The organism is Comamonas brasiliensis (genome assembly GCF_018292285.1).
Classification (GTDB): Bacteria; Pseudomonadota; Gammaproteobacteria; order Burkholderiales; family Burkholderiaceae_C; genus Comamonas; species Comamonas brasiliensis.
Window position 1 is genome coordinate 31866 of the sequence record NZ_JAANES010000004.1, and the last position, 11699, is coordinate 43564.

Annotated in this window: 13 protein-coding genes; 7 read left to right on the forward strand and 6 right to left on the reverse strand. The window is 63.6% G+C overall.

Features of this window, described 5'->3' with window-relative positions:
• Positions 1-46 precede the first annotated feature (46 nt).
• The 3 genes from DJFAAGMI_RS16660 to serA all read right to left on the reverse strand — a co-directional run bounded on the left by DJFAAGMI_RS16660 (position 47) and on the right by serA (position 4258).
• Positions 47-868, reverse strand: a complete 822-nt coding sequence (locus DJFAAGMI_RS16660; protein ID WP_211457983.1) for a hypothetical protein — start codon at positions 866-868, stop codon at positions 47-49.
• Positions 865-2865 (reverse strand): OPT family oligopeptide transporter, encoded by a 2001-nt coding sequence (locus DJFAAGMI_RS16665; protein ID WP_211457984.1) that lies wholly within the window; start codon positions 2863-2865, stop codon positions 865-867. Before DJFAAGMI_RS16665 ends, DJFAAGMI_RS16660 begins: the two co-directional genes overlap by 4 nt.
• A 163-nt stretch (positions 2866-3028) precedes the next feature.
• Positions 3029-4258 carry a phosphoglycerate dehydrogenase gene (gene serA / locus DJFAAGMI_RS16670; protein WP_003074609.1) on the reverse strand — a complete coding sequence of 410 codons (1230 nt, stop codon included), beginning with the start codon at positions 4256-4258 and terminating at the stop codon, positions 3029-3031.
• 234 nt (positions 4259-4492) lie between these two features.
• On the opposite strand from serA, the gene DJFAAGMI_RS16675 reads away from it, so the two are divergent.
• The 5 genes from DJFAAGMI_RS16675 to DJFAAGMI_RS16695 all read left to right on the forward strand — a co-directional run bounded on the left by DJFAAGMI_RS16675 (position 4493) and on the right by DJFAAGMI_RS16695 (position 8191).
• Positions 4493-5530: a hypothetical protein gene (locus DJFAAGMI_RS16675; RefSeq protein WP_211457985.1), complete on the forward strand. Its 1038-nt coding sequence runs from the start codon at positions 4493-4495 to the stop codon at positions 5528-5530.
• A gap of 93 nt (positions 5531-5623) precedes the next feature.
• Positions 5624-6187: a nitroreductase family protein gene (locus tag DJFAAGMI_RS16680; protein WP_249334469.1), complete on the forward strand. Its 564-nt coding sequence runs from the start codon at positions 5624-5626 to the stop codon at positions 6185-6187.
• A 134-nt stretch (positions 6188-6321) separates the two neighbouring features.
• Entirely contained in the window at positions 6322-7443 is a 1122-nt protein-coding gene (locus tag DJFAAGMI_RS16685; RefSeq protein ID WP_249334471.1) for an HPP family protein, read from the forward strand.
• 89 nt (positions 7444-7532) lie between these two features.
• Positions 7533-7751: a hypothetical protein gene (locus DJFAAGMI_RS16690; protein WP_043005637.1), complete on the forward strand. Its 219-nt coding sequence runs from the start codon at positions 7533-7535 to the stop codon at positions 7749-7751.
• Positions 7752-7837: 86 nt separating this feature from the next.
• The gene (locus DJFAAGMI_RS16695) at positions 7838-8191 is read left to right on the forward strand and encodes a hypothetical protein (RefSeq protein WP_211457986.1); all 354 of its coding nucleotides are present in this window, start codon (positions 7838-7840) and stop codon (positions 8189-8191) included.
• Positions 8192-8206: 15 nt separating this feature from the next.
• Here DJFAAGMI_RS16695 and DJFAAGMI_RS16700 read toward each other — a convergent pair whose 3' ends face one another.
• Positions 8207-8872, reverse strand: a complete 666-nt coding sequence (locus DJFAAGMI_RS16700; protein WP_211457987.1) for a DUF4124 domain-containing protein — start codon at positions 8870-8872, stop codon at positions 8207-8209.
• Positions 8873-8880: 8 nt separating this feature from the next.
• Entirely contained in the window at positions 8881-9582 is a 702-nt protein-coding gene (gene pyrE, locus DJFAAGMI_RS16705; RefSeq protein WP_211457988.1) for an orotate phosphoribosyltransferase, read from the reverse strand.
• Positions 9583-9592: 10 nt separating this feature from the next.
• Here pyrE and DJFAAGMI_RS16710 point away from each other — a divergent pair, with 10 nt between their 5' ends.
• Together DJFAAGMI_RS16710 and azu are read left to right on the forward strand one after the other, a co-directional pair.
• Entirely contained in the window at positions 9593-10396 is an 804-nt protein-coding gene (locus DJFAAGMI_RS16710) for an exodeoxyribonuclease III (RefSeq protein ID WP_043005632.1), read from the forward strand.
• A gap of 192 nt (positions 10397-10588) precedes the next feature.
• A complete protein-coding gene (azu, locus tag DJFAAGMI_RS16715; RefSeq protein ID WP_211457989.1) occupies positions 10589-11044 on the forward strand; it encodes an azurin in 456 nt (151 codons plus the stop codon).
• 166 nt (positions 11045-11210) lie between these two features.
• On the opposite strand, the gene DJFAAGMI_RS16720 is transcribed toward azu, so the two are convergent.
• Entirely contained in the window at positions 11211-11666 is a 456-nt protein-coding gene (locus DJFAAGMI_RS16720) for an Lrp/AsnC family transcriptional regulator (protein WP_211457990.1), read from the reverse strand.
• Between the last annotated feature and the right edge of the window lie 33 nt (positions 11667-11699).

Genomic DNA, 11699 nt, shown 5'->3' on the forward strand with positions numbered 1-11699 from the left:
ACCGTGCATTTCAGGGCCGGCTGCGAGGCTGCTGCATCACACCCTGTCAGCTTTCCACCGCACTTGCACAAGGCGGCTCCAGCCCCAGCCCCTCGGCCAGGCTCTCGGCATAGCCCAGCATCAACGTGCGCCGCGATAGCAGCGCAGACGCCAGCTGCGACCAGCCCTGATGCCCGCACAGCTCGGGCCGCCCCTGGCCATAGAGGCTGCGCAAATCCTGTATCAGCCGCTCGACCAGCGCCGCATCGGGCAAGCTGGCGCGCACAAATCCCATCCACGCAGCTCCCATGCCGAAGAAGCGGTAGCCGTATTGGGCTGCCAGATGGCGGATGACGGCATGGTTCTGAAAACTGTCCCAGTCCGCGCTGAAGTAGCCATTGGGCTGGCCTGCAATCATGAGCTCGTCGCTGGGCACGGGCAGACGCTGGACATAGACCACCTCGTCGAGCAGCACCTCGGGACTGCGGTTGGCCAGCAGCAGGGCATCTACATCCTCGCCCGCCAGCAGCAGCGTGCCGCAGACCTGCGCCCAGTCCTGCACCAGCTCGGGCTGCTGCAGCTGCGCCACGCGGTGCTGCAGTGAAGCCAGCGTCAGGGCCTGCTCCTGCGCCGGGTCCTCCCAGTCCATGTCCTCGGGGTCATCCAGATACAGGCGCTCATCCTGGCTCGCATGGCCGCTGGTGTAGCTGCACTGACTCACATCGTCCAGCGTGCAGAGGTAGCGATGTGCAGGGTCGGCGGCACGCAGCGCGTCCAGCCGCTGCAGCACCTCGTCCAGCGTCCTGAACTCCTGCAGCCACTCATGCGCGAAGCCGAAGTTGCCCCGGCGGTATTCGGCCTGTTCCCCGTCGAATTTTCCTGTCTTCATTTGCTCAGCACCCGGCGATAAAAGAACACACACAGGCCCACGAAATAGGCCAGGCCCAGCCACATGGCGGGCGCAAAGCCCTCGCCGACCAGGGCCAGCGGCGCATCCTTGCCGCTGAAGCCTATCAGTGCCGCAATCAGCAGGCCCATCAGGCTTTCGCCCACGATCAGGCCCGAGGCCAGCAGCAGGCCGCGCTCCTCGGCCGCCGCCGTCCAGTCCTTGCCGCCGCGCTGCGCATAGGCCTTGATGGCTCTGCCAATGCACCAGCCCAGCACCGCGCCTATGGTCAGCGTCAGGCCTATGGTGGGCGGCAGATAGATGCCCAGACCCACTGCCAGCGGCGGCAGTGCGCCCTTGCCGCTCTTGCGCAGGGCCAGATCGATCAGGATGACGGCAATGCCCACGGCCACGCCCAGACCCAGCATGCTCCAGTCCAGCGAGCCCTTGAAGATGCCGCTGGCAATCTGCATCATCAGCGTGGCCTGCGGCGCGGCCAGTGCCTGGTTCGGGTCCATGCCGGCACGCGGCATGCTGCCTGCAAACCCGTATGCGTTGTAGAGCAGATCCAGCACGGGCGGTATGACCAGCGCCCCCACCAGACAGCCGATGACGAGCACGATCTGCTGACGCCAGGGCGTAGCGCCCACCAGGTAGCCGGTCTTGAGATCCTGCAGGTTGTCGTTGGAGATGGCTGCCATGGCCAGAACCGCCGAGACCATGAACAGCACCAGCGCAATGCCCATCTGTCCGGAGACGGCACTGGCATAGGCGGGCACCAGGGCATGCAGCGCCAGCAGGGCCACGCCCATGAGCAGGGTGGCGATGATGCCGATGCCCGAGATGGGGCTGGCCGAAGAGCCGACCAGACCGGCCATATAGCCGCAGGCCGCCGCCACCAGAAAACCGAACAGGGCCGCGAACAGCACGCACAGGGCTGCCAGTCCGTAGCGCGCGCCAGCGGCCAGATCGGGCATATGCCCGGAGATGAAGTCATTGACCACCAGGAACAGCACGCCCAGGGCGGCGGCTCCTATCATCAGCATCCAGCTGCGCGGCATGTCCTTGTCGGTTTCATCGCCACCGGCCCCCTCGGCAACGCTGCGCGCAGGCTGGTTGCGAATCGCCTGGACAATGGGCTTGGCCAACGTGGCCACGGTCCACAGCGCCGAGATGCCGATGACGCCCGCCCCGAGAAAGCGGGCTTTGCTGCCCCAGAGCTGGGTGGACAGCTCGGAGAGCGCCTGACCGGCCGCTGGAGAAGCCTGGGCCGTCAGCCAGGGCACGACCACACCCCAGCACAACGCCAGCCCCACAAGCACCGCAATGCCCGCAGCCGCGCCCATCAGATAGCCGGCAGCCAGCAGGGCAGGCGAAAAGCCCGCCGCCACGCGAAAGGCCACGCTGCCTGCGGGAATCCAGAAATTGAAGGCATCGCCGAGCAGACGCAGACCGCCGCTGAGAAAACCGAACAGCGCGGCCAGCCCCGTGCCCCAGCCCAGCTCGCGCAAGCCCGAACTGCGTGGCTTGCCCTGGTTCTGCGGATCGTGGAGATGGCGCTGCTCGTCGCCTACGCGCAGCACCTCGGCAGCGGCCACGCCCTCGGGATAGGGCAGCTCGGACTGCACCACCAGCACGCGACGCAGGGGCACGGTATAGAGCACGCCCAGCGTACCGCCTGCCGCACAGATCAGTGCCGTCTGCCAGAACGGGAAGCCCGTCCACAGCCCCAGCATGAGCAGGGCCGGCAGCACAAAGATGACCGAGGACAAGGTGCCGGCCGCCGAGGCCTGGGTCTGCACCAGATTGTTTTCAAGAATGTTGGAATCCTTGAAGCGATAGAGCAAGGCCATGGAGATCACGGCGGCGGGAATCGCCGAGGCAAAGGTCAGCCCGACCTTGAGCCCCAGATAGACGTTGGCGGCGGTGAACGCCAGGGTGATGAGCGCGCCCAACAGCACGCCACGGAAGGTGAACTCTCTCTTGGATGGTGTAGTCATTGTGCAAGCGGGAGGGTCTGTGACGGCACAAGCCTAGCATCAGCGACGCAAAACACCATGTCTTCCTGCGCAGCGTGCCCCCCGGCCCCAGACTGGCAGCGCCGATGAGCGAGCCATGAAAAAGGGAGACCGAAGTCTCCCTTGTCGTTCAGCGGCCCAGGCCTCAGAACAGCACGCGGCAGCGGATGGTGCCCGCAATCTGCGCGAGCTTCTCCAGCGCCAGCGCCGAGGACTTGGCGTCGATATCGATCACCACATAGCCTACCTTCTCATCGGTGCGCAGATACTGGCCCGCGATATTGATGCCGTTGTCGGCAAACACCTGGTTGATGGCCGAGAGAATGCCGGGGCGGTTCTCGTGCACATGCAGGATGCGGTTGTTGCCCGGATGCTCGGGCAGCGCCACTTCGGGGAAGTTGACGGCCGAGGTGGTGGTGCCGTTGTCGCTGTACTTGACCAGCTTTTCCGCCACTTCCAGACCGATATTGGCCTGCGCTTCCATGGTGGAGCCGCCGATGTGCGGCGTGAGGATGACGTTGTCCATGCCACGCAGCGGCGACAGAAATTCGTCCTTGTTGCTCTTGGGCTCCTTGGGGAAGACGTCGATGGCGGCGCCCAGCAGCTTGCCGCTCTTGAGCGACTCGGCCAGGGCCTCGATATCGACCACCGTGCCGCGCGAGGCATTGATGAGAATGCTGCCGGGCTTCATGGCGGCAATCTGGGCCGCGCCCATCATGCCGTTCGTGGAGGCCAGCTCGGGCACATGCAGGGTGACGATGTCGGACTGGGCCAGCAGCTCGTTGAGACCGCTGCTCTGCTGGGCATTGCCCAGCGGCAGCTTGGTCACCACGTCGTGGAAGATGACCTTCATGCCCAGGCCTTCGGCCAGCACCGACAGCTGGGTGCCGATGGAGCCATAGCCGACGATGCCCAGCGTCTTGCCGCGAATCTCGAAGGAGTTCTCTGCGCTCTTCTTCCAGCCGCCGCGATGGGAGACGGCATTCTTTTCGGGGATGCCGCGCAGCAGCAGGATGGCTTCGCCCAGCACCAGCTCGGCCACCGAACGGGTGTTGGAGTAAGGCGCGTTGAAGACCACCACACCGCGCTCGCGCGCCGCATTGAGGTCGACCTGGTTGGTGCCTATGCAAAAGCAGCCCACGGCGACCAGCTTCTGCGCGGCCGCGAACACATCGGCCGTGAGCTGGGTGCGCGAGCGGATGCCGACAAAGTGCACGTCTGCGATCTTGCGCTTGAGCTCCTCACCGTCCAGCGCGCCGGTCAGCGCCTCCACATTGGTATAGCCCGCGTCATGCAGCACCTTGAGCGCGGAGGGATGTATGCCCTCGAGCAGCAAAAACTTGATCTTCGATTTATCCAGCGACGTCTTACCCATGATCCAGCCTCGATCCATCAAAACTCCATTACAGCGGTTTCGTAATTCCGTTACAGCATCTGGGTGCATCGCCCCAGGCCCGCAGGCTTCGGAAAGCCGGGACAGGCCCACCGCGCTGGCTGTAACAAATTACGACTTTCCGATTCGTTTCCTACAATCGCGATCATTGATGCGCTTCCAATTTCATAGTTGAAAGTGCAGACCACTCAAGCTTTTTCCAAGGATTTGCTGCCTATGCTGACCCTCTTGCGCCGCGCAGAAGATTTGCTGATTCAGGTTCTGCGTCTTGTCTTGCTGGCTTTCTCCATCTTTGTGCTGTTTGGCATGGGCCACTGGATCTGGGACCACTACAAGCCCAAGAAGACCGAAGGCGTCGCGGCCGGCGCGACGGCGCTGAACTGGAAAGATGCGCCCTACGACCTCAAGTACATGGAAGAGGAGACCGGCCGCGACCTGAGCGGCCTCGGCAATGCCGTGCCCATGGAAAAACGCCTGGCCGACCCGGCACTGCGTCCCGACTTCCGCAAGGCCGACGGCCTGCTGCGCGGTTTCATCTACAGGGACACGGCAGCGCGCAAGCGCGTGGAAGCCGAAAACAGCAGCCAGGGCCTGGATCCCATCCACCCACTGCTCAAGGGCGATGCCCTGCCCTCGGCCGACGATGTCAACCGCCAGATCAAGATGCGCGAAGCGCGTGAGAGCTCCTGCTGCGACAAGGATGCCGCCGACGCAGCCGCTGCCGAAGTCGACGCGGCCTGGACGGCTCGCCGCATCTCGCTGACCCGCGAGGACCGCATGGCCCGCGCCGCCGCAGATGCGGCAGCCGATGCAGCGATGGCGGCCGCCGCCGAGGCTTCGGGTGAAGACGCAATGCTGATGGACCCGGTGAACCTGGCCTCCGAGATCAACGATCGTGCCCAGGCGGCCGAGATGGAGCATGGCGAAGGCTCTTATGCGGCCTATCTCAAGGGTCTGCCCGCTGCGCTGGAGAAGGTGCTGGGCAACGAGAGCCTGGCCAAGAAGCTGCAGCAGCAGTCCGCCCCGCAGATCGTCAATACCTTGCTGACCAACTACACGCTGTCCTTCGACCGCACGGCCGCCAAGCTGCGTGGCGACAACCCCGATGAGGAAAAGTGGGAGTTTCTGGGCATGGACACGGCGTTTGCCACGCTGCTGATTTCCTGCCTGGTGATGGTGATGATGGCGCTGGTGATGTTCCGCATGGAACGCCATCTGCGCGGCATCGGCATGCAACCGGATCAAAAGTCCTGATCTCCTGGCTCCTGCACAGGAGCCGAAGCTTGCGCTATCGTTTCGGGCCCGGCTCTGCAACGCAGACGGGCCCGTTTCTTTTGAGAGATCACCATGAGCACCACCCGTACCAGCACCGTCCCCGTTCACACGCAATTCATGGAGCGCATGTCGCCGCGTGCCTTTGTGCCCGAAGCACTGAGCGCCGCCCAGATCGAGCAACTGGTGGAAGCCGCCCGCTGGGCGCCTTCGGCCAGCAACAAGCAACCCTGGCACTTTGCCTATGCCCTGCGTGACGACGCGAACTGGCAGGCGTTCTCGCAGATCCCCAACGAAGCCAACCGCCGCTGGTGCCTGAATGGCGGCGCGCTGATCGTGCTGCTGTCGGACAAGCAGGCCTCGGCCGCCAAGCACAGCTTCGATGCGGGCTGCGCCTGGGGCTATCTGGCGCTGCAGGCCCATGCCATGGGTCTGGCCACGCATGCCATGGGCGGCTTCTCGGCGGACGAAGCTCGCAAGGTGCTGAAGCTGCCCGAGCATCTGGTGCCCGAATGCGTGATTGCCGTGGGCCGCCGCGCCGATGCCGCCACCCTGCCCGACGACCTGCGCGAACGCGAGCTGCCGTCCGGCCGCAAACCGCTGGTCGAAGTGCTGAGCGCCGGTGCCGTGCCGGCCTGACGCGCCAGCCTTGCTGCCAAAGCTCCACAGCCCACCCTGTGGAGCTTTTTTTGACAGAATTGCCGCATTAGCAAATACAACATTGCGGGTGCAGCTATCAATTTTGCGCCCCGTAGCCTAAGCCTATGTCCGTCATGCAAACAATGTGGCAGCGCCTGGGGCCGGTGGCCTCGCGCCCTTCGTGGAAGGAGCTGGTACGCGCCAGCATCGGTGCCGGCCTGGGTCTGGCACTGGCCGGCATTCTGGTGGGACTGGTCGAGCATTTCTTTCCCAACACCCTGTTCCTGTTCGCACCACTGGGCGCCACGGCCGTGCTGGTGTTCGCCGTGCCCAGCAGCCCGCTGGCCCAGCCCTGGAACTGTGTCGTCGGCAACACCGTGCCCGCGCTCTACACCCTGCTGCTGCTGTGGGCGTTCCCCATGCTGTCCCAGACCTCGCTGGCCGCTCTGGCGGTGGCGGGTGCCATCGCCCTGATGCTGCTGCTGCGCGCCCTGCACCCGCCGGGAGGCGCCGTGGCCTTGCTGACGGTACTGGCTGCTTCCCAGATGGCGCCGCTGGGCTGGCATCTGCTGGTACCCATGGCGGTGCTCTCGGGCGTTCTTGCCGCCGTCGGCGTGCTCTACCATCGCGCCTGCGGCCGCCCCTATCTGCACCAGCCGCCCCTGGCGGCCAAAACCCGGCGCCCCACCACGCGTCTGGCGCTGAGCGAGCAGGATCTGGAGCAGCTGCTGCAACGCTTTGAACAAAGCTACAACCTGACCCCCGAGGACCTGGGCGAGCTGCTGGCCGCCGCCGAGGAAGAGGCCATCAAACGCCGTCTGTCCAGCGTGAACTGCGGCACCGTCATGTCAGCCAAGCTGCTGACCGTGGGCCCGCAGACTCCGCTTGAGGAGGTGGCCGAGCTGTTTCACCGTCATCTGGTCAAAAGCCTGCCCGTGGTCGATACCCAGGGCGAGCTGATCGGCCGTGTGCTGCGTGCCGACCTGTTCGACTGGCTCTGGCAGGACCATCGCTCACGCCAGCAGCAAAATCTCTGGCAACGCCTGCGCAGCCGGCCATCCAAGGTGCAATCCGTGGCCCAGGAACTGATGCGCGCGCCCGAGATGAGCGTGCAGGAAGACACGCCCATGGGCGATCTGCTGCACGAGCTGGCATCGCACAGCGTGCAGTTCATTGCCGTGCTGCGAGGCAAGACCCTGGTCGGCGTCATCACGCGCTCCGACGTGATCCGCACCCTGCTCTCCATCAATCAATAACCCTGGGGGCAAAGCCCTCTTGCCTGACCTGGCCTGCTGGATAAACTATGGGCAGTACTGGTTTGATTGCCCGAAAAGGAGTTGCTGCCATGGACGCCGTGTTCACCCCCAACCTCGACAAGCTGCGCAACATCGTGCAAAGCTTTGGCGCCAATTCCTTTACCGCGACACAGGTGGCCACGGAGTACGAGGGCAGCACCGCCAGCAGCGAGGTCACCAAGACCTTCGAGGAGCTGCTCGCCCATCACGCCATCGTGCTGGGCATACAGCCCGTGCCGGGCCATCACGTGGTCTGGCGCGCGAGTTGAGCCACTGACCGAGCGCTTCAACCATGCCCACCTCGGTGGGTATTTTCTTTTCCAGCTCAGGGCCCGCTGGGCTAAAGTGCGGCGCCATGTCGCTGATTCCTCTTTCCCTCTGGTTGCCGCTGTCCGTTGCGGCCTGCGTGCTGCTGGTGCTGGCTGCCATGGGCTGGCTCTGGCGCTCGGCCCTGCGCATTCCGGCGGGCAGTCGTGACGGCCGCAATATGCGCAACATGGCCACCATTGCCAGTGCTGGCCTGCTGCTATGGCTGGCCTACGGCTTATTCAAGGGTTATGGGGCACTGTGGCAGGCCGATGCCCTGCTGCTCATGGCCCAGGCATCGCTGCTGGTACAGATGCCGTTGATCATCGCCGCAGTGGCCTGGATTGCGGCCCTGCTGCTGGGCCGCGTCATGGCCATGCACAAGAACAGTCACGAAGACTGAAGACGCGACACGCTCTCAGGGCGCGCGTGGTGCGGTCGGTGTCTGGTCCGCCCATAGCTTGCGCAGCTGCTGCAGCTCGGCATCGAAGCGCTGGTTGATGCGCTGCTTTTCCTCTTCCTGCTGCTTGATGAAGCGCTGCTGCTCGGCCTGGGAGTCCGTGTTGTCGTCGAGCTGGCGGCGCAGATTGGCCGGAGCCTTCTTCGGATCGTTCTGGTAGAACTCCAGCTCGGTATTGAGCTTGCGGCGGCGCTCCTTGAGATCGACCTGGCGCTGCTGGGCCACGCCGATCACATCGTTGACCTGGGAAATCGCCTCGGATCTGGCGGCGTCATGCACACCCTGATTGGGAAAGCGCGCCAGCATGGCGCGGTCCCGCGAGCGTTCTTCACGCAGGCGCTGCTGCTCGGCCTGATCCTGGCGGCGCTTGGCTTCCAGCGCGCTGCGCTCCTGGTCGGTCAGTGTCGGGCCCACGCGGCGCAGTTCGACCCCCGTGTTGCCGAGCACACGCTGCTCGCGATCGACGCAGGAGGCAATCGGCCTGTCGGCCGTGATGCGCCTCCCGTTGGCATCCGTGCAGGCGTAGATACCGCCGCTATTGACCTGGGCCTGAGCCGGCATGGCCCCTGCCCAGACGGTAGCTACCACATACAAACTCAGTTTTGCATGCCAGGCCTGCTTCATTTGCGTGTTTATTCCTTGTCTTCGACACCATAACGCTGGCGGTAGGCCAGCACGCGTTCATGATGCTCGGGGCCGGCCTCGCCGCCTTGCTGCTCGAGATAAAGCAACAAATCGGCCAGCTTGGCAATCGCACACACCTGCATGCCCAGCTGGTTGCGCACATATTGCACAGCGCTGTGCGACACGTCCTTACCATTCTCTGTCGCCATTTCCTGACGATCCAGAGCGATGGCCACGGCATGCGGCTCGGCACCGGCAGCCTTGATGATAGCAATCGACTCGCGCGCAGCCGTGCCGGCCGACATCACGTCGTCGATGATGAGCACGCGGCCCTTGAGGGGAGCGCCCACCAGGGTGCCGCCTTCGCCATGATCCTTCGCTTCCTTGCGGTTATAGGCAAAGGGCACGTTCTTGCCCTTGCGCGCCAGCTCCACCGCCACCGTCGCAGCCAGAGGAATGCCCTTGTAGGCAGGGCCGAAGACCATGTCAAACTCCATGCCGCTGGCCAGAATGGCTTTTGCATAGAATTCAGACAGACGGGCCATCTTGGCCCCATCGTCGAACAGGCCGGCATTGAAGAAGTACGGGCTCATGCGCCCGGCCTTGGTCTTGAATTCGCCAAAACGCAGCACGCCCGCTTCGACGGCAAACTGCACGAAATCCTGCGCCAGACGGTCTGCACCGCCCATTGGCTTCTCACTCACCACCATGGATTCATCCTTGTTCAAATTAACCAGCCTCAACCTCAACGGTATCCGCTCTGCCACGACCAAAGGCGCCGAAGCCTGGATCGAAGCCACTGCGCCGGATTGTATTTGTGTCCAGGAAATCAAGGCCCAGGCTTCGGATATGGCCGGGCGCTTCGAAGTGTTGGCCGGCATGAAGGGCTACTTCCACTTTGCCGAGAAGAAGGGCTACTCGGGCGTGGGCGTCTACTCCCGCCATGAACCCAGCGATGTGGTCGTGGGCTTCGACATCGACGAGTTCGACGCCGAAGGCCGCTATGTCGAAACCCGCTTCGACACGCCCGCCCGCAAGCTCTCCATCATCAGCGCCTACTTTCCCAGCGGCAGCTCGGGCGAGCTGCGCCAGGAAGCCAAGTTCCGCTTTCTGGCCAAGATGCACAGCCACTTGATGCACCTCAAGGCCGAGCGTGACTTCGTGCTCTGTGGCGACATCAACATCGCGCACCAGCAGGCCGACCTGAAGAACTGGCGCGGCAACCAGAAGAACAGCGGCTTCCTGCCCGAAGAGCGCGACTGGATGACGAAGTTGTTGCACAAGACCGAGATCAGCGGCGGTCTGGTGGACGTCTACCGCCTGCTCCAGCCCGACACCACGGATGCCTGCTACACATGGTGGAGCAACCGGGGCCAGGCCTATGCCAACAACGTGGGATGGCGACTGGACTACCACCTGGCCACGCCGGCGGTCGCGGCCCTGGCACGCACCGAGTCCATCTACAAGGGCGAGAAGTTCTCGGACCACGCGCCCATCACGATTGGCTACGACCTGACGCTCTGAGGCGTGCAAGCAACGTCGGCAGCGCAGACATGCTCGGCGAATTGAGTTAGCGCAAGGTGCAACAGTACAACCCATGCGAGCATGAGTTGTACTGAGCCGGCTGGGCAGGTTTCCGAAAGAATGAACGGCGGAACCTGGAGGGCGACAAGGCCACAGCGGTTCCCGTTTCGCTTTTAGGAAAAGGAATAGCCAATGAAGAAGATTCTGATGACCCTGGCCCTGTGTGCAGCCGGTGCCCTGAGCGCACCCGCCATGGCGGCAGGCTGCGAAACCGTCGTCGAGAGCAACGACGCCATGCAGTTCAATGTCAAAAGCATCGATGTGCCCAAGTCCTGCAAGAAGTTCAGCGTGACTCTCAAGCATGTGGGCAAGATGCCCAAGACGGCCATGGGCCATAACATCGTGGTCAGCACCGCAGCCGATATGCAGCCCGTGATCACCGACGGCATGGCCGCCGGTGCTGGCGCCGACTATGTGAAGGCCGGCGATGCACGCGTGCTGGCTCACTCCAAGGTGATCGGTGGCGGCGAGACCACCAAGTTCGATATCGACGTGGCCAAGCTCAAGGCTGGCACGGACTACGCCTTCTTCTGCAGCTTCCCCGGCCACTCGGCCCTCATGAAGGGTTCGCTCAAGCTGGGTTCCTAATCCGGAAATCCTATTTTTTAGTAGCTGCTAGCGCTTCTCCTCAAAGGTTTTCAGACATATAAATACCTGAAAACCTTTATATTCAAGCGTAATTAGCTTCTGAATCAATAGCAAATCTGGTTGACCCAAAGCGCCTGTGACGAAAGTCACCGGCGCTTTTTCATGGCTACTCCATCGCGGAGGTCAGCGGTCTGTTGGTCACCACATGCTTCATGACCAGCGTGGAAGTCATGCGCAGCACGCCGGGCAGCCGGGTCAGGTGCTCGTCATAGAGCCGCTGATAGGCCGGCAGATCGCGCACCACGACCTGCAGCAGATAGTCCGGGTCGCCGAACAGGCGCTGGGCCTGTACCACATTGTCGAGCCGGGCCACGGCGTCCTCGAACGCGGGCACGGACTTGCTGTCCTTGAGCGTGACAAAGACCAGCGACGAAAAATCCAGCCCCAGCGCCGCTGGGTCCAGCTCGGCGCGGTAGCCGCGAATCACGCCCGACTCCTCCAGCGCACGCACACGCCGATGGCAGGGCGACAGGCTCAGGCCCACCTGCTCGGCCAGCTCGGTCACCGTGAGGCGGCCATTGTTTTCGAGCGCAGCAAGAATTTTTCGATCCAGCGAGTTCACGGGGCAGTTTCTTCCAATTCCAAGCCGGTCATC

What these genes read in the sequence shown, in the direction of transcription:
- pyrE (WP_211457988.1), bottom strand. Translation starts at nt 9,582, where the DNA reads ATGGTGGTGAGTGAGAAGCCAATGGGCGGTGCAGACCGTCTGGCGCAG.
- DJFAAGMI_RS16685 (WP_249334471.1), top strand. Translation starts at nt 6,322, where the DNA reads ATGCAAACAATGTGGCAGCGCCTGGGGCCGGTGGCCTCGCGCCCTTCG.
- DJFAAGMI_RS16695 (WP_211457986.1), top strand. Translation starts at nt 7,838, where the DNA reads ATGTCGCTGATTCCTCTTTCCCTCTGGTTGCCGCTGTCCGTTGCGGCC.
- DJFAAGMI_RS16675 (WP_211457985.1), top strand. Translation starts at nt 4,493, where the DNA reads ATGCTGACCCTCTTGCGCCGCGCAGAAGATTTGCTGATTCAGGTTCTG.
- DJFAAGMI_RS16690 (WP_043005637.1), top strand. Translation starts at nt 7,533, where the DNA reads ATGGACGCCGTGTTCACCCCCAACCTCGACAAGCTGCGCAACATCGTG.
- DJFAAGMI_RS16665 (WP_211457984.1), bottom strand. Translation starts at nt 2,865, where the DNA reads ATGACTACACCATCCAAGAGAGAGTTCACCTTCCGTGGCGTGCTGTTG.
- DJFAAGMI_RS16700 (WP_211457987.1), bottom strand. Translation starts at nt 8,872, where the DNA reads ATGAAGCAGGCCTGGCATGCAAAACTGAGTTTGTATGTGGTAGCTACC.
- serA (WP_003074609.1), bottom strand. Translation starts at nt 4,258, where the DNA reads ATGGGTAAGACGTCGCTGGATAAATCGAAGATCAAGTTTTTGCTGCTC.
- DJFAAGMI_RS16660 (WP_211457983.1), bottom strand. Translation starts at nt 868, where the DNA reads ATGAAGACAGGAAAATTCGACGGGGAACAGGCCGAATACCGCCGGGGC.
- azu (WP_211457989.1), top strand. Translation starts at nt 10,589, where the DNA reads ATGAAGAAGATTCTGATGACCCTGGCCCTGTGTGCAGCCGGTGCCCTG.
- DJFAAGMI_RS16680 (WP_249334469.1), top strand. Translation starts at nt 5,624, where the DNA reads ATGAGCACCACCCGTACCAGCACCGTCCCCGTTCACACGCAATTCATG.